The organism is Salinisphaera sp. RV14, from assembly GCF_052044135.1.
Taxonomy (GTDB): Bacteria; Pseudomonadota; Gammaproteobacteria; order Nevskiales; family Salinisphaeraceae; genus Salinisphaera.
On sequence record NZ_JBQDYF010000029.1, the window covers coordinates 1 to 23,286 of the forward strand.

The following is a 23,286-nucleotide window of genomic DNA, read 5'->3' on the forward strand; positions in this document are numbered from 1 at the left end:
TCGCGCCTTGCCGGACACGATTTGCGGACGCCAACGCGGCGCTCGCACGAAACGGGAACAGGCCCTAGATATTTGGCGGTAAAATACGCGTTTGACAAGAGCATGGGCCGATCGGCGCAATCGGCACCGCGAGCACCACACGGGAGCGCAGCGCATGCGGCATTCGTCGATTCTTTCTCTGCTGGCGGCGGCCGGGCTGGCCGGCGCCCTGGCCGGCTGTGGGCAGCCCGGCGCCGCGTCGGACTGTGGCCAGCTCGCCATTCACGATGCCTGGGTCACACCCGCGCATGCCGGTTCGCGCGAGATGCTCGGCTATTTCACCCTGCGCAACGACGGGTCGGCGCCGGTCACCGTGAACGGCGTGGCCAGCAATGCCTTCGATCGGGCGATTTTCCAGAACAAGGCGGCGGCCGCGCAGGCCGCGAACAATGCCAATGGCGGCGCCCAGCCGTTGGCGCCGTTCACGGTGAAAGGCGGCGCCGAGATGGCATTCAGGCCGGGCGAGCGCGAGGTCGCACTCTACTCGCCGAGCCGGGCCTATAGCGCGGGCGACCACATCAATCTGAGCGTGATCTGCGGCAGCCAGCATGCCAGGCTGACCACCACGGCGACGGTGCGCGATCGGCACGGCAATCTGCCGCCCGCGGGCGATCAGGAAGATGCCGCCGATCGCCAGCAGGTGATTAAGGACGGGCGCGACGGCGGCGGCGCCGGGGCGACCGACGACTCCAAGACCGCGAACTGATCGCGACGGATGCAAGCCATGGCATTGACCTTCACCAAGATGCACGGGCTCGGCAACGACTTCGTGGTGCTCGACGCCACCCGGGCGCCGATCGCGCTCGACCCGGCGACCGCACGGCGTATCGCCGACCGCCGCTTCGGCATCGGCTGCGATCAGATCCTGATCGTCGAGCCGCCGCGCAGCGCGGAAGCAGACTTCGCCTACCGCATCCTCAATTCGGACGGCAGCGAATCCGGCCAGTGCGGCAACGGCGCACGCTGTTTCGTGCGCTATGTGCGCGAGGCCGGGCTGACTGACAAGCGCCGCATCGTGGTCGATATCCGCGACGGCCGGATGACGTTGGAGGCGCTCGATGATGGCACCTTCGCCGTCGCCCTCGGCGTGCCCGAGTTCGAACCCGCGCGCATTCCGCTGGCCGGTTTCGATCGCGCGCCGAGTTACCGGCTGGATGACGTGGCCGGCCAATCGGTGACGTTTGCCGCGGTATCGCTGGGCAATCCGCACGCTGTTCTTCGTGTGCCCGACGTGGCGAGCGCCGCGGTCGAGCGTATCGGTCCGGCGCTGGAGCGCCACCCCGCGTTCCCCGAGCGTGTGAATGTGGGTTTCTGTGAAATCGTGGCGCGCGATCACATCCGTCTGCGCGTATTCGAGCGCGGCGCCGGCGAGACGCTCGCCTGTGGCAGCGGGGCGGCCGCGGCGGTGGTCACCGGCATTGCCGCCGGCGATCTCGACGCCGACGTGCGGGTGGATCTGCCGGGCGGCAGCGCGCGTATACGCTGGGAAAGCGCCGATGCGTCGGCGGTGCTGATCGGGCCGGCGGAACGCGTTTTCGAGGGGAAACTGCTATCGTCTGATCAGGGGCGATGAGCCCTGAACCGCTGTCGCCGTGCATGGCGCGTTTGTTGCCCCGCCGGTGACCGCCACCGAAAAGATCGCCTGCCATGAACGAAGCCGAAAAACAGCCTGTATCGATCGATCTCGACGAATCCGAGGTCGCGGCCTATCTCGCCGCGCATCCGGATTTTCTGCGCCGGCATCCCGAGGCCTTCGAGGCCATGGATGTGCCGCATGCCTCGGGTAGCGCCGTCTCGCTGATCGAGCGCCAGGTGCGCGTACTGCGCGATACCAACGCCAGGATCCAGTCGCGCTTCGAGGAGCTGCTGGCCGCCGCCCGGAGCAACGAGGAGCGCGTGGTCCAGCTCAATCGCGTGGCCCGGATCATGGCCGGGGCGGTCGAGGTCGATCCCATGATCGCGTCGCTCACGCGTTGCCTGGGCGATCATCTGGCCGTGGACTGCGTCTATGTCGGCATGCAGGGCACGCTGCCGACGACCGTCGACAGTATCCATCCGCTGGAGGATGACGCCGACGCCAGCCGGGCGCTGACCAATGTATTTCGTCGGGGCAAGCCGATCTGCGGCGAATTGAGCGCGACCCAATCCAAGGCCTTGTTCGCCGGCGGCGACGATGCCCTGATGACCAGCGCCGCGATGATCCCGCTGGGCCAGCACGACATACATGGCGCGATCGTGCTCGCCAGTGCCGATCCGAAACGCTTCACTGCCGATATGGGCACGCTGTTCGTGGAATTGTTCGGCGACCTGCTCACGGCCACATTGCGTCGTCTGCTCGGCACCGACGTGTTGCCCTGATCGGTCGTCGCGCCATGGCCGGTAGTGGCGACACGCACACATCGAAACGCGAGGCGCTGGAGCGCGCGATCGCGGATTATCTCGATCACCTGCGACACATCCGCCGGGCCTCGGCGCATACCGTGGCCGGTTATGCCCGCGATCTGGCGGCGGCCGCGGATTATCTGGCCGGCCGCGGCATCGACGACTGGCGCCGGGTCACGCCGGCCGACATGCGCGACCTGCTGGCCGCGCGCCATCGCGGCGGCGCCAGGCCCACCAGCCTGGCGCGGCTGGCCTCGGCCGTGCGCAGCTTCTATGTCTGGCGCATGCGTCAGGGGCTGTCCGAGACCAACCCGGCGGCGGATGTGCGCGCGCCGAAAAAACCGGCGCGCCTGCCGGAAACCATCGATGTCGACGATCTCGCGGCCATGCTCGACGCCACGCCGGGCGATACGCTCGAAGTGCGCGATCACGCCATGCTGGAATTGTTCTACACCGCCGGCATCCGCTTGGCCGAGGCCGTGGGGCTGGACGTGACCGATCTCGATCTCGCGGCCGGCGAGGCGCGCGTGATCGGCAAGGGCAATCGCCAGCGCACGGTGCCGGTCGGCTCACGGGCCGCGGTGGCACTGAAACACTGGCTCAGCGCGCGCCCGAATCTGGCGGCACCCGGCGAAATGGCGTTATTCGTCTCGCGTCGCGGCAGCCGGCTGTCGCGTTCCAGTGTGGCGGCGCGGATGGAGCGCTGGGCGATCAGCCATGGCCTGCCGGTGCATCTGCATCCGCACAAACTGCGTCATTCCTTCGCCACCCACATGCTGGAATCCTCGGCCGATCTGCGCGCGGTGCAGGAACTGCTCGGCCACGCCAATATTTCCACCACGCAGATCTACACCCATCTGGATTTCTCGCATCTGGCGCGCATCTACGACGCCGCCCACCCCCGGGCGCATGGCGAGGCCGAGGATTAGGGCGTGATGCGAAGGCGTATTGCCTGACGACACGCTCTCGCGCAGTGTCTTTTGGATGCAGCCTGCTTATGGGCCGCGTTCTCCCACAGAATCTGCGCTCATCGCATCTGCGTAGATCTGCGTCCATCTGCGGATAATCTGTTTACAGACTGTGTGACGCGGCTCGACGCGTGGCGGCGCGCCGCCCGGGTTCGGCCGCATGGGCGGCGGCGTCCTCGGCCAGCGATTGCCGGTATTCACGCGGCGTGGTGCCGGTCAGCCGCCGGAAGTGGCGGTTGAAGTTCGACAGATTGCTGTAGCCGGCCATGAAGCAGACATCGGCCACCGAATAGCGCGGATCCAGCAGCAACCGGCAGGCATGGTCGATCCGGAGCCGGCGCACGAAGGCGACGAACGTATCGCCGGTCGCCTGCTTGAAGAAACGCGAGAAGGTCGAGGGCGTCATGCCTTGCCAGCGTGCGACCGCCGTCATGCTGATATGGCGGTTGAAGTGGCGATGGAGGTGCTGAAGGATCGCGTCCACCTGCTCCGAGCGCACGCCGGCATGCCGCAGGTGATAATCCGGGCTGGTCAGCAGCCGATAGTCGTTGCGCGCCAGCCGGCCCAGCAGCTCGATCAGCGTGGAGACACGTGCCACATCGTCCTGGTGGCCCATGGCTTCCAGTCGGCTCGCGGCGTCCTGGGCATCGGCGCCGGTGAACAGCACGCCGCGGCCAGTGTCCTGTATCAGCCGTTCCACCCGGCGTAGTTCCGGGCACAGGCGCATCAACGATTCCAACCATTCGCCGCGAAACTGCAATACCACGTCGCGCTGCTCGATGACGTCGTCGTCGTGCAGCAGGTCGCTGAACCAGGCGTGCGGCAGGTTGGGCCCCACCAGCACCAGGTTGCCCGGCCCGAACCGGCCGGCGTAGTCCCCCACCATGTAGTGGCCGTAGGAATGCCGGATCAGATGCAGCTCGTACTCGGGGTGGAAATTCCATTTCGCCAGCGGCGAGGGAAACCCGTGGGTATGCCAGTAAAAGCTGTGGCGCGGATCGTGGGCGATGTTCTCGTAGACCGGCTCGCCCAGTTCGCCAGGCCGGGGATAGGGGCCGCTCATATCGCGCCTGTTACGCCGCGCAATAAGCCGGCTGGCGGATCCACGGCCGGCGGTGCGGCCGACAAGCGCCTGATTTCGCGTCCTGCTTTAGTCGTACTGATTGCTGTATCAAGCATTTTTCCAAACCCGGACGATGTCGGTAACTATTCATTCTTGCAGGATTATCAGCGAGAAGGGGCTCAGGTCGTGAAAAAAAGTACAGATCGGGCGAAAAATCCGGTCTAGTCCGCTCGCCGGGTGCAGCCGTAGCGTCGACGGTAACTTAAGCCGTGCGCGGCCAGGAATTGAGGAGGCGCAATGCAAGCCCAGGCGCTGGTGCTGGAACGACAGCACGAATTGTCCCTGCGAGAGATCGACCTGCCGGCGGAGCTCGGCGCGCATGACGTGCGCGTGCATGTGCATACCGTCGGTATCTGCGGCAGCGATGTCCACTATTACACCCACGGCCGGATCGGCCCGTTCGTGGTCAACGAGCCGATGGTGCTGGGCCACGAGGCCTCGGGCACCATCACCGAAGTGGGCTCGGCGGTCACCGAGCTGGCGGTAGGCGACCGGGTGTGCATGGAGCCGGGTATTCCGGACATGACCTCCCGTGCCGCCAAGCTCGGGGTCTACAACGTCGATCCCGCCGTGCGCTTCTGGGCCACGCCGCCGATCCATGGCTGCCTGACGCCGGAGGTGGTGCATCCCGCGGCCTTCACTTACAAGTTGCCGGACAACGTGTCGTTCGCCGAGGGCGCGATGGTCGAGCCGTTGGCGATCGGCATGCAGGCCACGGTCAAGGCGCGCATGACGCCGGGCGATGTCTGTGTCGTCACCGGCGCCGGGCCGATCGGGCTGATGGTCGCGTTGTCGGCGTTGGCCGGCGGGGCCAGTGAAGTGATCGTCTCTGACCTGGTCGACGAAAAGCTCGAGATCGCGGCCGGCTACGACGGCATCACCACCGTCAACGTGGCCCGCGAATCGCTTCCCGATGCCGTGGTCGCTCGCTGCGGCGACGGCTGGGGCGCGGACGTCGTGTTCGAGGCCAGTGGCAGCCCGAAGGTGTACGACGATGCGCTCGCCTGCGTGCGTCCGGCCGGCACGCTGGTACTGGTGGGCATGCCGGTGGATCCGGTGACCTTCGACATCGTCGCCGCCCAGGCCAAGGAAATCTCGATCGAGACGGTGTTTCGCTACGCCAATGTCTACGACCGTACGATCGCCCTGATCGCCTCGGGCAAGATCGACCTCAAGCCTTTGATTTCAGAAACGTTCGACTTCGCCGACAGCGTCGCCGCCTTCGAGCGCGCCGCCCGCGGCGAGCCGAGCGACGTGAAGCTGCAGATCCTGCTGGATAAATAGAACACACAAGGAGGCCGGACCATGACCATTCATCACTCACGCCGCGATATTCTCAAGGGCCTGGGCGGCGCTGCCGCCCTGACCACACTGGGCGCGGGGTCGTTTCGTACTGCGCTGGCCCAGACCATGGCCGACGACAAGACCTGGAAACAGGCCAGCGGCACGACCATTCAGTTCATCTCCGAGAACACGCCGCCGACCACCGCGATCGCGGCCAATCTGGAGCCGTTCAAGAAACTCACTGGCATCGACGTCAAGATCACCCAGCTCGAGCTCGGCGATCTGGTCAAGAAGGTGGCACTGGACTTCGGCTCCGGCCGCAGCGCCTACGACGTGATCTATGCCGACCCGTATCAGGTGGTCGCCCCCTATCACCAGGGCCTGATGGATCTGAACACGCTCAACGGCAAGCATGGGCTGCCGGCCGTGCCCAAGGGGCTCGGCGACTTCATCCCGACCCAGCTCGGCGCGGCCGGCTATTTCGGCAATCGCAAGGCGCTGTATGCGCTGCCCTACGATTGTCCGACCATGATCTGGATCTATCGCAAGGACTTGTTCGACAAGTACCACGATCAGATGCAAAAGGATCTCGGCTTCGACCCGACGCCGTCCGACAAGATCACCTGGGAGCAGTACTACCAGATCGCGAAGTGGTTCAACGGCGATCACGTCAAGGAAGTGAAGTACGGCACCGGCCACCAGGCCAAGCAGTACGACTCGCTGATGTGCGATTTCTCCAACGTGCTGATGGCCTACGGCGGCGAGTATTTCCACAATGGCGACCAGGTCGGCCTGCTCGGTACGGCCAAGCCGGGCCCGTGCACGCTGGATCAGCCGGCCGCGATCCAGGCCGCCCAGTTCTACCAGAAGTTGCTCAAGATCGCCGATCCGGGCAGCACGAGCTGGGACTGGACCGGCGTGGCCAACGCCTTCGAGAACGATCGCTTCGCGATGATGCCGGAATGGCACGAGTTCGCCGGCTCGCTGGAATCCGGCAAGCTCAAGGGCAAGGTCGGTTATGCGCCGCTGCCCACGGGCCCCGCGCGCAGCGCCAACCTGTATGGCGGCACCGGTATCGGAATCAACGGCAACGCCACCGGCAAGCAGAAGACCGCGGCCTGGCTGTTCGTGGTCTGGGCCACCTCGCCGCAGACCCAGCTCGCCGGCCTCAAGAGCAAGCAAGGCGGCGGCACGCCGACCCGCACTTCGGTCTACAACATGCCCGAGGTGAAAAAGGCCAGCCACCCGCCGACCGACATGCCCAACATGCTCACGGCCGACACCATGCAAGTGGCCTGGGACAGCGACCACATCGGCCTGCGGCCCAAGATTCCGTCGTGGAACCAGGCGGATACGGCGGTGTTCACCGAGTTGTCCAAGATGCTGGCCGGTCAGCAGTCGCCCGAGCAGACCATGAAGTCGGCCAAGCACAAGATCGACTCGGCCACGGGCGCGTAGCGACCATGGCAGGCAAGGCGCGCCGCGGCGGGCAGGGCTTCGAGCTGGCGATGATGTCGCCAGCTCTGCTCCTGCTCGCGGCGATCTCGTTCATTCCGTTGTTCACCATGATCTGGATGAGCCTGAGCAAGGTCGGGCTCATCGGCGGACTGTCGTTCGACTTCATCGGGCTGGCCAACTGGAAGCATCTGTTCAGCGATCCGGACATCGGCTCGAGCTGGATCCTGAGCGTGATCTATTTCGCGGCTACGGTAGGCGCGGAGATGATGGTCGGCACGGTGATGGCGCTGCTGATCCACAGCCTGATCAAGGCCCGCAACATCGTGCTGTCGCTGGTGCTGATTCCGATGTTCATCGCGCCGATCATCGTCGGCCTGCTCGGGCGGTTCCTGCTGGATCCGAGCTTCGGACTGTACTCGTGGTTTCTGTCCGCCACCGGGCTGTACGACGGCAATATCCTGGGCTCGGTCGGGCCCGCTCTGGCGGCGGTGATTGCGCTGGATATCTGGGAATGGTCGCCGCTGGTCGCGCTCATCGTGCTGGCCGGGCTCACGGCCGTGCCGACGGATATTATCGAGGCCGCCGAGGTCGATGGCGCCAGTTATCGGCACAAGCTGGTGTCGATCATCCTGCCGTCGATTCTGCCGATTCTGCTGGTGGCCCTGCTGATCCGCGCGATGGACGCGATTCGCTTCTTCGCGATCATCTTCATCACCACCAACGGCGGCCCGGCGGATTCGACCAAGATCATCCCGATCCGCTTGTACGACATCGCCTTCCGCTTCTTCGATCTGGGCTATGCCTCGGCCGTGGGCCTGACCATGCTCGTGTTCTCGATCGTCATCGCGACCGTGTTCGTGCGCGTGCTCAAACGCAACGAGGCCGTGGCATGAATACCCGGGGCCATCCGCTCAGCACGCTCGTCCGCTGGCTGCTGATCGCGCTCATGCTGGTCTGGACGCTGGTGCCCATCGCCTGGATGGTGTTGTCGTCGTTCAAACCCAACAACGCGATCACCGCCTATCCGCCCGAACTGTTCTTTGCGCCCACGCTGGCGCACTACGGGGCGCTGTTCTCGGGCGGCAACAATCTCTGGCACAACGTCGTCAACAGCCTGATCGCCACCGGCGTGTCCACGTTCATCGCGGTGGTGCTGGGCGCTGCCGCGGGCTATGGCCTGTCGCGCATCCAGATTCGCGGCAAGGATCATCTGGCGTTCTGGATCATCAGCACACGCATGGCCCCGATCGCGGCGGTGATCGTGCCGTTGTATCTGATGTTCCGTTATCTGCACATGCTGGATAGCTACAGCGGCCTGATCGTGGCGTATCTCAGCTTCAACCTGCCGTTCGCGATCTGGTTGATGACGGCCTTCTTCGACGATCTGCCGCGCGACCTGGAAGAGGCGGCCCGCATCGACGGCGCCACCAAATGGCAGGTGTTCTGGCACGTCGCCCTGCCGCTGATGAAACCCGGCATCGCCACCACCACCATCCTGTGTTTCATCTTCGCCTGGAACGATTATGCGTTCGCCGCCACCTTCGCCGGCCCGGGCACGCAGACCATTCCCATCGCCGCCGCCCAGCTGCTCACGCAGACCGGCATCGACTGGGGCAAGCTGCTGGCCATCGGCACGGTCGTTGTCTGCCCAATGGCCGTATTCGGCCTGCTGGTCAAACGCTGGCTGGTCACCGGGCTGACGCTGGGTGCGGTCAAATAAGCCGACGTTGGGGTGCGAACTTAAGAAAGACGGTGATCCGTAGATTGCACAGATGACGCAGATTGAATACAGACAGAAGACGGTTATCCGCAGATCGACGCAGATGCACGCAGATCGAATACAGGCAGAAAGCATTGATCCACAGATTTAAAGACAAAAATTTTGTGGTTTTAATTTCGATATTCGCCGCCGAGGCGAGGGTGATCGCGATGGATGTGATGTCTCTATTTCGGCATTGTTCTCCGCGCCAATCTGTCTACATCTGTGAAATCTGTGGGTAACAGTCTGTATTCAGATCTGCGTGCATCTGCGTCGATCTGCGGACAAAGTGCCTCGCTTTCATCAGCGGACTAAACAGAAGCGGCTTAGCCGCACGAGGAGTAATTCATGGCAGTGATGTCGAAATTCGACCTGACCGGCAAGGTGGCGGTGGTCACCGGCGGCAACGGCGGGATTGGCGAAGCGCTCGCCCACGCGCTGGCCGAGGCGGGGGCGGCGGTGGCCATCGTCGCCCGGCGGGTGGACAAGGCCGAGAATGTAGCCGCGGCCATCCGCGAGGCCGGCGGCAAGGCCATGTCCGTGGGCGCCGACGTGACCGACGTGGAGGCCATCGAGCCGATGCTCGATTCGATCGAGTCCGCGTTCGGCCCGATCAATATCTTCGTCAACAACGCGGGCACCTGTGAGCACAAGCCGGCGCTGGAGGTCACGCCCGAAGGCTGGCGCCAGATCTTCGATGTGAACGTGCACGGGTTGTGGAACTGTTGCCAGGCGGTGGGTCGGCGCATGGCCGAGCGTGGCTCGGGCAACATCATCAACGTGGGTTCGATCTCGGCCGAGATCGTCAACCGCCCGCAGATGCAGCCGGCCTACAACGCCTCCAAGGCCGCCGTGCACCAGCTCACCAAGTCGTTGGCGGCCGAATGGGCGCCGAGCGGCATCCGTGTGAATGCCATCGCGCCGGGTTATGTCGGCACCGACATGGCGCCGGTGAACGATCCGAAGTTCAAACCCTACTGGATCGACGATGCGCCAATGCAGCGCGCCGCCACGCCGGAAGAGCTCGGCCCATCCGTCGTGTACCTCGCCAGCGAGGCCTCCAGCTTCATGACCGGCTCGATCCTCAAGATCGATGGGGGCTATACGCTCTGGTAGGCCGCCAAACCGAGGACACGGGGCGAGCGAAGAAGAAGGATTGTCCGCAGATCGACGCAGATTCACGCAGATCGAATACAGATAGAAAGGCATTCATCCGCAGATTACGCAGATGACGCAGATTGAAGACAAAAAGATTGGAAGGGTTCGATTTTGGTTTGCGGATAGGGCTTGCGGTGATCGCGACGGCAGCGATGCCTCCGGTTCTGCAGCGCCTTCCGCGCTTAATCTGCGTATATCTGTGAAATCTGCGGATAAAACGTCTGTATTCATTCGCCGGTCTGTGCTGATCTGCGGATAGAAATAGTTTCAGAGGAAAGACCCATGGCAGTCGTAGAACTCAACAACGTCGGCAAGCGCTACCCGGGCTCGGACGACCTGGCGGTGAAGGACTTCAACCTCGTCACCGAAGACGGCGAATTCGTGGTGTTGGTGGGCCCGTCGGGCTGTGGCAAGACCACCACCATGCGCATGATCGCCGGGCTGGAGGAACACACCGAAGGCGAAATCAAGATCGGCGATCGCGATGTCACCGGCGTGGCGCCCAAGGATCGCGACATCGCCATGGTGTTCCAGAGCTATGCCCTGTACCCGCACATGACCGTGCGCGACAACATGGCTTTCTCCCTCAAGCTCAAGAAATACGACAAGGCCGACATCAAGAAACGGGTCGACGAAGCCGCGGCCGTGCTCGGCATCGAGCCCCTGCTGGATCGCAAACCCCGGGCCCTGTCCGGCGGCCAGCGCCAGCGTGTGGCACTGGGGCGGGCCATCGTGCGCCAGCCGCAGGTGTTCCTGATGGACGAGCCGTTGTCGAATCTCGACGCCAAGCTGCGCGTCGACATGCGTGCCGAGATCGTCAAACTGCACCGCAAGCTCGGCGTGACCACCTTCTATGTCACCCACGATCAGACCGAAGCCATGACCATGGGCCAGCGCATCGCAGTGATGAAGGACGGCATCGTCCAGCAGATCGATTCCCCCAACAACCTCTACCAGCATCCGTCGAACGAGTTCGTGGCCGGCTTCATCGGCACGCCGTCGATGAATTTCCTCGATGCCAACATCAGCGACAACCGCGTCAGCGGCCCGGATTACGGCCTGGCGCTGGACGAGGAACGCCGCCGGCTCGTGGCAGGGCGGGGCCGCGTCCGCGTCGGCATCCGGCCCGAACATCTGCACCTGGCGACCGGCGACGATCGCGCCTGCCGGCTGTTCGGCGCCGTCGAAGTGGTCGAGCCGTTGGGCTCGCTCACCATGATCCAGGTGAAGGTGGGCGAGAGCACGCTTACCGCCCAGATCGAACCGCACCAGCAGGTGGCCATGGGCGACGATGTCACGCTGACCTGCGCGGCCGACAAGCTGTACCTGTTCGACCCGGAATCCGGCGCCGCGCTCATCGGCATCGACAACAGCCAGCACGACCGCGCCGCGTAGGTTGGCCATTCATTGCCGATAAACGCGGTTTCGCTGCTGGCTGAACCGTTTCCGAACCGGCGCGCCGGTGCCCGTGCTTGAATCGGGTCGCGCCTGGCCCCACAACGTTGTTCACGTGACACAATGCGGGGTGACCCGGTGAAGCAATTCGACGGCACAACGATTCTTTCCGTGCGTCGCGACGGCCAGGTGGCCGTCGCCGGCGATGGGCAGGTCTCGATGGGCGACACCATGTTCAAGGGCAACGCCCGCAAGGTGCGCCGCCTCTACGACGAGCAGGTTCTGGCGGGTTTCGCCGGCGGTACCGCCGATGCGTTCACGCTGTTCGAGCGCTTCGAGGGCAAGCTGTCGCAACACAACGGTCAGCTCGTGAAATCCGCCGTCGACATGGCCAAGGACTGGCGCACCGACCGCGCCTTGCGCCGGCTGGAAGCGCTGTTGCTGGTGGCCGACAAGACCGCCACGCTCATGCTCTCCGGCAATGGCGACGTCATGGAGCCGGAATACGGCTGCATGGCGATCGGCTCCGGCGGCTCCTATGCCCAGGCCGCGGCCCGCGCCTTGCTCGAGAATACCGACATGCCCGCGTCCGAGATCGCCGAAAAAGCGATGCATATCGCCGCGGATACCTGCATTTATACCAACCACCACATCACCGTCGAGGTGCTCGACTATGAGTGATACCGCCCCCCAAGCCATCGAAGCCGAAGACTCGCAGCGCGCACTGCCGCGTTCGCAGATGACGCCGCGCGAGATCGTCGCCGAACTCGATCGGCACATCATCGGCCAGGCCGATGCCAAGCGCTCGGTCGCCATCGCCCTGCGCAACCGCTGGCGGCGCATGCAGCTCGACGAGGCCATTCGCGGCGAAATCACGCCCAAGAACATCCTCATGATCGGGCCGACTGGCGTCGGCAAGACCGAGATCGCGCGTCGTCTGGCCAAGCTGGCCAAGGCGCCGTTCACCAAGGTCGAGGCCACCAAGTTCACCGAAGTGGGCTATGTCGGCAAGGAAGTCGACTCGATCATCAAGGATCTGGTCGAAGTTGGCATGAAGATGTCGCGCGAGGAAGCCAAGAAGCGCGTGCATAACGACGCCGAACTCGCGGCCGAGGAACGCATTCTCGACGCGCTGCTGCCCAAGCCCAAGCACAACGACTGGGACGACTCCTCCAAGGCCACCGAATCCACAGCCACCCGCGAGGTGTTCCGCAAGCGTCTGCGCGAAGGCAAGATCGACGACAAGGAGATCGAGCTGGAACTGCGCCAGAGCCAGGCCAGCGTCGAGATCATGGCGCCGCCCGGCATGGAAGAGATGACCAGCCAGCTGCAGTCGATGTTCCAGAACATGGGCGGGCAGAATAAGACCAAGCGCTCCAAGATCAGGATCAAGGATGCGTACCGTCAGCTGGTCGACGAAGAAGCCGCCAAGCTGGTCGACGAAGAGCAGATCAAGACCCAGGCGATCCACGAAGTCGAGAACAACGGCATCGTCTTCCTCGACGAGATCGACAAGGTCTGCAAGCGCTCGGACGCCGGCGGCGGCTCGGGCGGCGATGTCTCCCGCGAAGGCGTGCAGCGCGACCTGCTGCCGCTGGTGGAAGGCTCCACCATCTCGACCAAGTACGGCATGGTCCGCACCGACCACATCCTGTTCATCGCCTCGGGCGCGTTCCACGTGGCCAAGCCGTCGGACCTGATCCCCGAACTGCAGGGGCGTCTGCCGATCCGCGTCGAGCTCGATGCGCTCAAGGCCGAGGATTTCGTACGCATCCTCACCGAGCCGCATTGCTCGCTCACCGAGCAGTACATCGCGCTCATGAATACCGAGGGTGTGACCATCGCCTTCACCGACGATGGCGTGAAGCGCATCGCCGAGATGGCGTTCAACGTCAACGAAGGCACCGAGAACATCGGCGCCCGGCGTCTGCACACCATCATGGAACGCCTGATGGAAGAAATCTCCTTCGAAGGGCCGGACAAATCCGGCGAGACGCTCACCGTCGACGCCGCCTATGTCGACAGCAAGTTGAAGGATCTTGCTGCAGACGAAGACCTGTCGCGCTATATTCTGTAGTCGACAGGTCGGCGGTCGGGCGCTTTGCGGCTCGAACCAGCCGGGGCAGGATTCCTGCTCCGGCTTTTTTGTGTCTGTTGATGTGTATGGATGGCGGGCCTGTACAGCGCGGGGCTGGGCGGGTTTCGTGTTGATGTGCGACTTGTTTAACCAGATTTGGGTGATTTTGGGCGGGTTGATTCGAACCACGGGGCAAGTTGGGCTCTGGTTTCGCGCTGATGCGCGAGTCACTTTCGTTTGCTTGTCCAAACGAAAGTAACCAAAGGAAAAGACACCCGCATCGGCGCCGGCTTCGCCGGTCCACTCCGATGCTCGCGACGACGGGATGCGGCCAGAACTCGCGTCGCTTTGGCGACGCTCAGACAGGCTGGCCGCACCGGCGCATGCGCCGGACACCCGTCGTCGCTGCGCGTCTCCGTCGCCTCAGACGGGACGTAATACAAACCCATCTCTCAAGCATCGCGAGTATTCCAACGTATCGCGGGCCGTGTCTGTATTCGGGTCCCCTTGAGCGCAGCGCCGAGCAGTGGAGGGCGCAAGAGGAAAAAGACAGCCGTGTGTCTGAGTGCTGCGTAGCAGCGCGAGTTTCGCGGCTGTCCCTCTTGCGGCCGGAGCCGCGCAGGGCACCGATGCGTAGCATCGGCGCAAGGTAGGGTGTCTTTTCCTTTGCTTCCTTTCGTTTGGACAAGCAAACGAAAGGGAGTCGCACATCAGTGCGAAACCTCAAGCACCGAGAACCACCAGAGTCGTGGCTCGGCACCGAGCCCATCCAACCCTGCACGCAAACCCCAGCAAACATCGCAAAGCGTGGTTGCTTCCAACACCCCCACACGCGGATCATGAACGCCCCAACGACCAAACGGACGCCCCCATGGCCGAAGCCCCCACCGACATCACCCTCCACCAGAAATCCAAGGTGCTCGAAGTCGTCTTCGAAGACGGCGCCACCTACAACCTGCCGCTGGAATACCTGCGCGTCTACTCGCCCTCGGCCGAAGTCCGCGGCCACGGCGGTCCCATGCAGCTTGTGACGGGTAAGAAGGATGTCGGCGTCGAGCAGATCGAGCCGGTGGGCAACTACGCCATCCAGCTGCACTTCGACGACGGCCATAACACCGGCATCTTCTCCTGGGACACCCTGCGCGAGCTGGGCGAGAACTACGAAGCCAACTGGGCCGACTACATCAAGCGGCTCGAAGAGGCGGGGGCGACGCGGGACAAGCTCTGGCATTGAGAAGCCGGCACCATCCCCTGGCACGGTCGTCCCGAGCGTTCTATCGTGACTGCATCGCAAATGCAACGCGCGGATGACGTCGCATGAAAACCGCATCCATTCCATCGCTTCGGGTCACGCCCGAGCTTCGTGAAGCGGCCGAGCGGGTACTGCGAGAGGGCGAGACGCTCTCCAGCTTCGTCGAAACCGCCATTCGCGACGAGATCTATCAGCGCGAAAGCCAGGCCGAGTTCATTCGGCGGGGATTGGCGGCGCGGGACGAGGCCGAGCGAACCGGCGAATATTTTTCGGCTGAAGGCGTACTCGGTGAACTCAACGAGATTGCGAAAGAAAATGCCGAAAAACGCGGGGCATGACCTATCGCGTTGTCTTTACCGCCAGCGCGCGTCGCGATCTGCTCAGGCTCTATCGGCTCCTCGATGAGCGAGACCCGGTGGCCGGGGGAAAAGCCCGAATGGCGATGCGTCGGGCCGTCGATTACTTATCCGACTTCCCTTTTAGTTGCCGGCGGGCGAGCCCCGACCTGTCGTTCTTGCGAGAAACGATCATTCCCTTCAGGCGAGCCGGGTATGTCGCGCTGTTCGAGATTCGCGACGATGAGACTGTTGCCATCGTCGCGGTACGCCATCAGCGTGAAGCGGATTACTTCGACTGATTGGCTATTCGGGCTGCGTGTTGAACGCATTGGCCACCCGTGGCGCGTTCCAATCTGCGCTCGCAACCGATCGTTCGAAGACCAACTCATTGAATCGTCAATCTTTTCGCCAGCCGGCGCGAATGGCTGATTGAGCCCCCGGTTTTTATTGTGCTATGCAGGGAGTACGAAGGGGGGTCGCAGCCGGCCAAATTGGAGCCCGGCCGCGTGTTATCGATACCGGGGAATCATCTCATGCGTGCCCGCATCCTGGCCGTCGCGCTCGTTCTGAGCACGGCCGCCGTCTCCGCTCAGGCGGAATCCGTCAGTCATTACCTCGGGCGTGCCGTCGGCGGCTTCGGCGCCGGTGTTGGCCAGGCTGCGATGCAGCCACTTGCCGATTCGCAGCCCCAATGGGTGACCGTGGCGCCGCGCTCCAAGACGGAATGCCTGGCGTTGACGCATCAGGTGTTGAACCGGGCGTATCTGCGCTGTCGGCGTGGGTGGCAGGAGTATGTGCGGTATGACGTGGCTGGGCGGAAGGTTGTGTTGTCGGAGCGGGGGATTCCGAGGTGGTGATCAGATGCACAGCACAAGACATGACCCTAATCGTGCGTGGCAAATGCCAGGCTGAAAAAAGAGCAAGCGCGTAGCGCCAAGCTGTCCAATATGGCCGCGCTAAGAGGTGCGGAGTCGTTCAAGGTCGGGCGTTGAGATCGACGGGCGCGAACTGGCCCAGCAGCTGATCGGCTCGGGACTAGCTCGATGGCCTGTGGCGCGCACGTCGGGGCGAATCCGACTTTTAACGAGCCAGCAGCTCAGAGATATACGGCTTGAGGTAAGCTCTGACACAATAATGGACGGCATCGCGTTGTGTCATAGCGATCCGAATGGCATCAGGGGAGAGTCTTGCGATTTGACACCGTAAACCAGTTCAATATCGATACATTACAGCTCGACGAAGAGAATTACCGATTTAGCAAGGCCGCCGACCAGCGGGCGTGTATCGAGAAAATCTTTGCTAGCAATCGCGCATATTTCAAGAACTTAATGGAAAGCCTCGCAGATGATGATCTGGGAGAGCCTTTGCTCGTCTTCGTCGACGAGTATTCAGGCGATCACATCGTACTCGATGGGAATCGTCGTTTATCAGCGCTCAAAGTGTTGTACGACCCGAGCACTATGGCCCCTGACAAGTCAACCAGGGAGTTGGCCGTCCGCCTGTCTAGTCGTCTAAAAGTCGATTTCGACAAGATTCAGGCTCAAACATCGTCCGATAAATCGTTGATATTAAGGACGGTGTATGAACGTCATTCAGCTAGTGGAGGACTGCGTAGGCTTGATTGGAGCGCTTTAGCGGCAGCCAGATTTGGCTACGATCACAACCATGAAGGGGCGGATTGGAAGGCGATGGCTCTGTTAATGGAGCTAGCAAGTCAAGACGCGGGCGTGCACGAGTTCATAGACAGTAGAGAATATTCTCACGATATATTTAGGCGTCTAGTACGTCGCGCGGTCGCTGGAAACTATCTGGAGAGCTCTGTCTTCGCAGAGTCGCAGAAACGGCTAAGTAACAAATGCGCCTCGGCCAAACGCCGCCAGGCGTTGAAGCTCGCCCGCGATTTTCTGACGATGATTCAGCGAGGGGAAATATCTCTGTCGCGAAGAGCTGGCGCGGTATACGCAGACGCTCAAAATATCGATCGTCTGTTAAAAGAGGAATATGGGTCTAACACGGCTGGTCAGAACTCCAAGTCTAATAGTACAGTTGCAGGAGAGCGCACTCAGGAGAAAGGTCCAGAATCTAGCCAAGGAACCGATGATACATCTGACGAAGAGGAGTCTTCGAGTTGTGAGTCAGATAAGACCGCCTCGCCGGGTGGTAAGAAGCAAAAACCTAGGTCTCGGCCTCGAATGCCGAAAAAAATCACTTTCGACTCGGATTTGGCTGAAAAGCTCGATTTAAAAGGATTTGTGAAGGCGCGCTCACTTTACGATTCACTCTGCAAAGTATCCCTCGCGAACGATCCGACCCTTGGGTGGATTGGTGCATGGGCATTTCTCGAGATACTTGGCGCGAAGGTAAAAGCTGATGCAACTGATAGCTACGGCTTTATCAAAGGTGAGGTGTCAAACTTTTCGTCTCATCGTGAGGAGAAAAAGCGGCTACAAACAGCTATCGACACGATCAACAATGAAGGCAACTTACATAAGCATGACGCGGAGCATCACTCTTTCCATGCAGCGCAGATAGCGCAGTCATTTCAAAGCCTGAGTCCATTTCTCATATGGTTGCTAGATCGCTCGAAACCAGCGAATCCCAGTGTCGGGGGTAGCCAGTAGGTGTACGACTAAGCACTGGGGCCATTGGAAGGGCGAGGTTGTTGTAGAAAAGAAGCTCTGAAGCTGCGCGTGACTCGTTGGCAGAATAAGTAAGTCTGACGCGATAAGACTTGACGTCCTCATAGAATTTCTTGAGGGGAGCTGCGTCGTCGTAACTCACTAACCACGGGGTTTCGACCTTTCGTACTTGTTCGGCGATCGCCTCGTGATCTGAGTGGTCGTAATGATTACGGTAAAGCTTTGGACCTTTATTATAGTAGGGTGGATCGAGATAAAGGAGAGACCGGCTATCAAGGCGGTGTACACATTCAGCGATAAATTGCTGTCCGTCTAGATTTCTGAGCGTAATTGAGTTTCGTTTTCGCGCGATTTTTTCCACGCGATCGATTAGGCCATTCCGGTTATAGCGAGCATCGATAAGGTATTTCCCGTCTTGCTTTGTGCCCCCAATCACTCCTGCGGTCAGTATCCCTGACCTGTTCGTGCGGTTGAGAAAAAAGCAGGCAAAACCAAGGCTAAGAGGATCCGCAAGATCGCCCTTTGCGAGTATTTCTCGTTGGGTATACCAAGTTTCTAGTGTTACGGGGGTCTTCTGCACAAGCGAAATAAGGCGCTGGGTATCGTTAAGAACGGAATACCAAAATGCATGGACTGCTGGATCTATATCGTTTATGACAATATTTTTCACGAACCCATTTAGCAACAGAAATATCGCTGCGCCAGCGCCTCCGGCGTATGGCTCAGCGTAGGTTCCACCGCTGATATGGTTATGTCGCATTGTGAATGCGATCCATGGCCCTAGACGAGCTTTTCCGCCAGGATAGCGTAGTGGCGTATGGAAACTGGTCTGCATTGTTAGATTGTGCCTTACGTTTGCGATGATGGCCAGCGTTTTTGGACGGCGAGATAATCTCTGTGGGCAAAAGGGGACAGACCACGATTAAGTGGTACACCGCGGGTTGTGACAGAACCGTGGTCTGTCGCTTAATGCCATGATTGCGCCATGACGGAATAATAGGGGACACGGAATAATAGGGGACAGACCACGATTAAGTGATACACTCCGACTTTGGTTCGCATTTGAATAAAGCTGTGCCAAGACGTCCGCGCGTCATACTTCCCAACATACCGCTCCACATCATCCAGCGGGGCAACAACCGGCAAGCCTGTTTTTTCGCTGACGACGATTACCGCTTCTATCTGGAGTGGCTGCAAGAATATGCAGCCATTGAGCGCGTGGCCATACATGCCTACGTGTTGATGACGAACCACGTGCACCTGCTTTTGAGTGCGCAGACTGCCGCTGGCGCGGGTCGACTCATGAAACGACTCGGCCAGCGCTACGTTCAGTATGTGAACCGCACCTATCGACGCAGCGGCACGCTCTGGGAGGGACGGTTCCGCTCTTGCCTGGCACAGGAAGAGCACTACGTGATGGGATGCTACCGCTATATCGAACTCAACCCCGTCCGAGCCGAGATGGTCGCGCACCCGGCCGACTACCGATGGTCCAGTTACCGTGTGAACGGGCAGGGCGAGCAAAGCCGCCTGATCACCTCGCACCCGCTCTACGACGCCTTGGGCGACAGCCCGGGCGATCGCCAGGCCGCGTACCGCGAACTATTCCGATACGAACTGAACCCCGGTTTAGTGGATGAAATCCGCAAGGCGACCCACGGTAACTATGTGCTGGGCACCGAGCGATTCGAGCAGCAAGTCGCGGCGATGCTGGGACGACGCGTGAGCCGCGGGACGCCGGGTAGGCCAAGAAAAAAGCCGGACTAGGTCAGAGTGGGGCGTGGTCGCTCCCCTATTGTCCTCCTTTTGTCCTAAGTGTCGCGCAAATAGATAAAAATTTGGAGTCAAAGGGGCCATTTGTGGAGTTTGCGTTTGAGCTCCATTGAGCCATGAATGGCATCCCGCGGGTTCCGTCCTTGCGACCGGGTCTGGCGTTGTGGTGCCCATATGGCAAGGGTTCAGGGCGGTGTGATTGCTTTGCTATTTCCCGGAGTCGAGGCGTTAGATAAAAACAGATGACTTTTAGTGCGTCGTCACAAAAACGATCATTCCGAGATCGGGCCATTTATACAAAAGTCGAATAATTGCCTGAAAATGTACGCCTATCGAAAAGCTGAGTAATACATAGGTATGAAATGTCGGACTTTTGATATACACGGCGATGGCGCGGCGGTAGGGTCGGTCCTATAAAAACAACTGTCGCCCAGCCTAGCCGATTCACGGTCAGGCCGGGTGCGGTCTGTATCGCGAACGCTTGCCGCTGTTTTTCGGCGGCAGCGGAGGAGAACCGATGATGAAATATGCCGTTGCTGCCATCGCGCTACTCATTTGCTCGCCTTGTGTTTTCGCGGCATCGGTGACCATTAGCTATTGGAATTTCTTCACCGGTGGCGACGGCGTTCGCATGAAGCAGCTGGTTCAGGATTTCAATAAAAGCCACAACGGCATCCAGGTTGACTCGACCACGCTCAAGTGGGGTACGCCGTTCTACACCAAGCTGCACAGCGCCGTCGCATCGGGCAACGCGCCGGATGTCGTCAGTTATCACCTGTCGCATTTTCCGATCGGGATCAAACAGGGCGATCTACGCCCGAACACCACCGCAGAACTGAACAAGGTCGGCCTGCACAAGGATCAGTTCCTGAAAACCCTGATCGACAAGTCGCTGGCCGATAGCAAGGCATATGGCCAACCCGGTCGGCTCTACGGGGTGCCGCTGGACACGCACACGCTGGTGCTCTACTACAACAAAGACGTGCTGCGCAAGGCCGGCGTGCTCGGTCAGTCGGGGCAGCTCAAGATCCAGGGCATCAAGCAGTTCGACAAGATGCTCAAGAAGATCAAGACCCGGACCAACGCGTTGCCGATCGCTTTTGCGTCGAACGATGCTCCCACGGTATGGCGCACCTGGTACACGCTGTTCAAGCAGCAGCACGGCACGCTCGAAAAGAACCATAAGCTCGATCTGAAGGATCTTGATTCGACCGGCCTGAAGAGCCTGCGCGTTATCGCCAACTGGTCGAAGCGGGGCTACACCAGTCATCACACGTCGTATCCGGCTATGGTGGCTTTGTTCACGAGTGGCCGCGCGGCCTTTATGATCAACGGTGACTGGGAAGTGCCCACGCTGGTCGACGGCAAGAAGAAGGGCACCCTTGGCTTTGATTACGGCATCATGGCGTTCCCGAAAATGTATGCCAATCGAGACACTTGGGCGGACTCGCACAACCTGGCCATTCCGGCGCGTAAAGGCCAGCCGATGTCGACGGCCAAGCGCAAGGCGGTATACACGTTTATCGACTACGTTGAAAAACACGCGATGATCTGGGCCGCGGGCGGGCATATTCCCGCCTACAAGCCGGTGCTCGACAGCGCCCAGTTCAAGCAGATGGTGCCGAACAACGAGTACACGCCACAGGCGGCCCAGGACGTCGTATTCGCGCCCAGTCTGCCGGTCTTCGGCGTCGCCAGCCCGGCTTACAACGCGGTCGACAATTTCTTTGTGCCGGCGATGGCCGGTCAGATGACGCCCAAGGCCGCCATCGCGCACTTCCGCAAGAGTCTTGTGAGCGCCAGCCAGCACTAGCCGGACGCAACCGTAGACCAGGATAAGGCGCGGAGTCGGGAATCATGGCCGAGAAATCGTCGAGCACGAAACGAGCCGAATCGTCGGGGGTGAGGGCCAAGGCGTGGTCGCGGCGTGCCATCCGTCGCAAAAACGCGCGGTCTGCGTTGCTGATGATCGCGCCGTTTCTGGTCGTTTACGGCGTATTCCTGATCTATCCCGCCATCCGCGTATTCTGGCTGACCTTCACGAGCGCCGATCTGACGGGCAACGGCGGTGCATTCGTCGGTCTGGATAATTACACCCGACTCATCTTCGATCCGCTGTTCTGGGCTTCGGTCTGGCACACCGTTTACTTTGTGCTGCTGACGGCCGCACCCAGCACTGCCGTGGGGTTGCTGCTCGCTATTCTCGTTCTGCGATGGAACCGACTGCGGCCGTTTTTTCTCGCCGCTTTTTTCCTGCCGTACATCCTCCCGGTGAGCGTGGTCACGATGATCTGGGCATGGATCCTCGACCCCAATTTCGGCGTGGCGAACTATCTGTTCGGCACCAACATTGCCTGGCTGGACAACGCCAGCTGGGCCATGCCGACGGTCGCTTTCGTTACGATCTGGTGGATGGTCGGCTTCAACACGGTGCTGTTCATTTCCGGGCTACAGAACATTCCGAACGAGATCTATGAGGCAGCACGCTTGGACGGCTGCGGCCCCTTCCGGCTGTTCACGTCGATTACGTGGCCGATGCTGTACCCGGTGACGGTACTGGTATTCACCTTGCAGTTGATCTTGCAGTTCAAGATTTTCAATCAGGTCTATCTGCTGACCCACGGCGGGCCCTACAACTCGACCATCGTGCTCTTGCAGTATATGTACCGCCAGGCGTTCAACCAGCACAACGGCGGCTATGCCGCCACGATTTCGGTGAGCGTGTTTGTCCTCATCCTGGTCACGTCCTTCATTCAATATCGGTTGTTGAGCAGCCGCAAGGGTGGTGACGCATGACGATACGCCGCCATCTGGCAACCGCCGCCCTGTTCGTGGTCACGAGTCTGCTGGCTCTGTTCTGGTTGTTTCCGTTGTACTGGGCGGTCAAGACGTCGCTGATCAGCGAATCCCAGACCATTGCCCGCCCGCCGACCTGGTTTCCGACGCATATCACCTTCGCTGCGTTTCGCAACGTGCTGGAAAACAGCCCGATCGTGGTCTGGTACATCAACAGCGTCATTACTGGCGTGATCATTACCGTGGCGACCCTGCTGCTGTCAGCGATGTGTGCCTATGCGCTATCGCAGCTCCGTTTCAAGGGACGGACGATGCTGTTCTGGCTGGTCCTGGCGGGCTTCATGATCCCGCTCGAGGCCAACGCCATCCCACTCTACATGCTGCTCAACCGGTTCGGCCTGGTAAACAGCTACGCCGGCATCATTCTGCCGCAGCTCGCCTTCCCGGCCGCAGTGATCATCTACAAGCGCTTTTTCGACGATGTGCCCCAGGATTTTCGCGATGCCGCGCGTCTGGACGGCGCCGGTGAATTCCGCATCCTGTTCAGTATCTACCTACCCATCAACTGGGGTATCACCTGGGCCATCGCGATCATCGTGTTCATCGTGGCCTGGAACAATTTCTTCTGGCCATTCGTGATCATCACGTCGACCGACAAGATGACGATCCCGGTGGGCATCACCCAGGTGCAGTCGGCCTATGGCGTGACCTACGCCAACCAGATGGCCACCGCCGTATTGGCCGCAGTGCCCGTGGTGATCGCCTATCTATTTTTCCAGAAGCGGATCACCGAGGGCGTGATGTCGACCACCGCGCTCAAATGAGGCCGTTCGAGGACGAACGAC

23 protein-coding genes are annotated in these 23,286 nt (G+C 61.1%); 21 read left to right on the top strand and 2 right to left on the bottom strand.

Annotation, left to right across the window (positions count from 1 at the left end; translation table 11 throughout):
• Nucleotides 1-154 precede the first annotated feature (154 nt).
• The 4 genes from ACS8Y6_RS17480 (at nt 155) to xerC (ending at nt 3,350) form a co-directional block, all read left to right on the top strand.
• Nucleotides 155-745: a copper chaperone PCu(A)C gene (locus ACS8Y6_RS17480; RefSeq protein ID WP_440851307.1), complete on the top strand. Its 591-nt coding sequence runs from the start codon at nt 155-157 to the stop codon at nt 743-745.
• 18 nt (nt 746-763) lie between these two features.
• Nucleotides 764-1,612 carry a diaminopimelate epimerase gene (gene dapF / locus ACS8Y6_RS17485; protein ID WP_440856161.1) on the top strand — a complete coding sequence of 283 codons (849 nt, stop codon included), beginning with the start codon at nt 764-766 and terminating at the stop codon, nt 1,610-1,612.
• A 74-nt stretch (nt 1,613-1,686) separates the two neighbouring features.
• The gene (locus ACS8Y6_RS17490; RefSeq protein WP_440851309.1) at nt 1,687-2,397 is read left to right on the top strand and encodes a DUF484 family protein; all 711 of its coding nucleotides are present in this window, start codon (nt 1,687-1,689) and stop codon (nt 2,395-2,397) included.
• A gap of 14 nt (nt 2,398-2,411) precedes the next feature.
• Nucleotides 2,412-3,350: a tyrosine recombinase XerC gene (gene xerC / locus ACS8Y6_RS17495; protein ID WP_440851310.1), complete on the top strand. Its 939-nt coding sequence runs from the start codon at nt 2,412-2,414 to the stop codon at nt 3,348-3,350.
• A 142-nt stretch (nt 3,351-3,492) separates the two neighbouring features.
• On the opposite strand, the gene ACS8Y6_RS17500 is transcribed toward xerC, so the two are convergent.
• Nucleotides 3,493-4,452, bottom strand: a complete 960-nt coding sequence (locus ACS8Y6_RS17500) for a helix-turn-helix domain-containing protein (RefSeq protein ID WP_440856162.1) — start codon at nt 4,450-4,452, stop codon at nt 3,493-3,495.
• Nucleotides 4,453-4,749: 297 nt separating this feature from the next.
• Here ACS8Y6_RS17500 and ACS8Y6_RS17505 point away from each other — a divergent pair, with 297 nt between their 5' ends.
• The 13 genes from ACS8Y6_RS17505 (at nt 4,750) to ACS8Y6_RS17565 (ending at nt 17,854) form a co-directional block, all read left to right on the top strand.
• Nucleotides 4,750-5,796 carry an NAD(P)-dependent alcohol dehydrogenase gene (locus tag ACS8Y6_RS17505; RefSeq protein ID WP_440856163.1) on the top strand — a complete coding sequence of 349 codons (1,047 nt, stop codon included), beginning with the start codon at nt 4,750-4,752 and terminating at the stop codon, nt 5,794-5,796.
• Nucleotides 5,797-5,817: 21 nt separating this feature from the next.
• Nucleotides 5,818-7,254: a substrate-binding domain-containing protein gene (locus ACS8Y6_RS17510; RefSeq protein WP_440856164.1), complete on the top strand. Its 1,437-nt coding sequence runs from the start codon at nt 5,818-5,820 to the stop codon at nt 7,252-7,254.
• A 5-nt stretch (nt 7,255-7,259) separates the two neighbouring features.
• A complete protein-coding gene (locus tag ACS8Y6_RS17515) occupies nt 7,260-8,147 on the top strand; it encodes a carbohydrate ABC transporter permease (RefSeq protein WP_440856165.1) in 888 nt (295 codons plus the stop codon).
• A complete protein-coding gene (locus ACS8Y6_RS17520; RefSeq protein WP_440851315.1) occupies nt 8,144-8,974 on the top strand; it encodes a carbohydrate ABC transporter permease in 831 nt (276 codons plus the stop codon). Before ACS8Y6_RS17515 ends, ACS8Y6_RS17520 begins: the two co-directional genes overlap by 4 nt.
• Before the next feature lie 387 nt (nt 8,975-9,361).
• A complete protein-coding gene (locus ACS8Y6_RS17525; RefSeq protein WP_440856166.1) occupies nt 9,362-10,129 on the top strand; it encodes an SDR family NAD(P)-dependent oxidoreductase in 768 nt (255 codons plus the stop codon).
• Nucleotides 10,130-10,453: 324 nt separating this feature from the next.
• A complete protein-coding gene (locus ACS8Y6_RS17530) occupies nt 10,454-11,566 on the top strand; it encodes an ABC transporter ATP-binding protein (protein ID WP_440856167.1) in 1,113 nt (370 codons plus the stop codon).
• A gap of 138 nt (nt 11,567-11,704) precedes the next feature.
• Nucleotides 11,705-12,247: an ATP-dependent protease subunit HslV gene (gene hslV, locus ACS8Y6_RS17535; RefSeq protein WP_440851318.1), complete on the top strand. Its 543-nt coding sequence runs from the start codon at nt 11,705-11,707 to the stop codon at nt 12,245-12,247.
• Nucleotides 12,240-13,643 carry an ATP-dependent protease ATPase subunit HslU gene (hslU, locus tag ACS8Y6_RS17540; RefSeq protein WP_440856168.1) on the top strand — a complete coding sequence of 468 codons (1,404 nt, stop codon included), beginning with the start codon at nt 12,240-12,242 and terminating at the stop codon, nt 13,641-13,643. Before hslV ends, hslU begins: the two co-directional genes overlap by 8 nt.
• Nucleotides 13,644-14,514: 871 nt before the next feature.
• Entirely contained in the window at nt 14,515-14,877 is a 363-nt protein-coding gene (locus ACS8Y6_RS17545) for a gamma-butyrobetaine hydroxylase-like domain-containing protein (RefSeq protein ID WP_440851320.1), read from the top strand.
• Nucleotides 14,878-14,960: 83 nt separating this feature from the next.
• Entirely contained in the window at nt 14,961-15,233 is a 273-nt protein-coding gene (locus ACS8Y6_RS17550; protein ID WP_440856169.1) for a YlcI/YnfO family protein, read from the top strand.
• The gene (locus ACS8Y6_RS17555; RefSeq protein WP_440856170.1) at nt 15,230-15,532 is read left to right on the top strand and encodes a type II toxin-antitoxin system RelE/ParE family toxin; all 303 of its coding nucleotides are present in this window, start codon (nt 15,230-15,232) and stop codon (nt 15,530-15,532) included. Before ACS8Y6_RS17550 ends, ACS8Y6_RS17555 begins: the two co-directional genes overlap by 4 nt.
• 234 nt (nt 15,533-15,766) lie before the next feature.
• On the top strand, nt 15,767-16,090 hold the full coding sequence (locus tag ACS8Y6_RS17560) for a hypothetical protein (RefSeq protein ID WP_440856171.1): 324 nt from the start codon (nt 15,767-15,769) through the stop codon (nt 16,088-16,090).
• Between the two features lie 330 nt (nt 16,091-16,420).
• The gene (locus ACS8Y6_RS17565; protein ID WP_440856172.1) at nt 16,421-17,854 is read left to right on the top strand and encodes a hypothetical protein; all 1,434 of its coding nucleotides are present in this window, start codon (nt 16,421-16,423) and stop codon (nt 17,852-17,854) included.
• Here the strand turns inward: ACS8Y6_RS17565 and ACS8Y6_RS17570 are convergent.
• Nucleotides 17,796-18,707, bottom strand: coding sequence for a DNA adenine methylase (locus ACS8Y6_RS17570; RefSeq protein ID WP_440856173.1), 912 nt, complete (start codon nt 18,705-18,707; stop codon nt 17,796-17,798). The two genes, ACS8Y6_RS17565 and ACS8Y6_RS17570, sit on opposite strands and share 59 nt — an antisense overlap.
• 239 nt (nt 18,708-18,946) lie before the next feature.
• Between ACS8Y6_RS17570 and ACS8Y6_RS17575 the strand changes: the two genes are divergently transcribed.
• The 4 genes from ACS8Y6_RS17575 to ACS8Y6_RS17590 all read left to right on the top strand — a co-directional run bounded on the left by ACS8Y6_RS17575 (nt 18,947) and on the right by ACS8Y6_RS17590 (nt 23,265).
• Entirely contained in the window at nt 18,947-19,639 is a 693-nt protein-coding gene (locus ACS8Y6_RS17575; protein WP_440851610.1) for a transposase, read from the top strand.
• Nucleotides 19,640-20,165: 526 nt separating this feature from the next.
• A complete protein-coding gene (locus tag ACS8Y6_RS17580) occupies nt 20,166-21,458 on the top strand; it encodes an extracellular solute-binding protein (protein ID WP_440851608.1) in 1,293 nt (430 codons plus the stop codon).
• A gap of 152 nt (nt 21,459-21,610) precedes the next feature.
• Entirely contained in the window at nt 21,611-22,441 is an 831-nt protein-coding gene (locus ACS8Y6_RS17585) for a carbohydrate ABC transporter permease (protein WP_440851609.1), read from the top strand.
• Entirely contained in the window at nt 22,438-23,265 is an 828-nt protein-coding gene (locus ACS8Y6_RS17590; protein ID WP_440851607.1) for a carbohydrate ABC transporter permease, read from the top strand. The genes ACS8Y6_RS17585 and ACS8Y6_RS17590 overlap by 4 nt, the downstream gene beginning before the upstream one ends.
• Nucleotides 23,266-23,286: the final 21 nt, after the last annotated feature.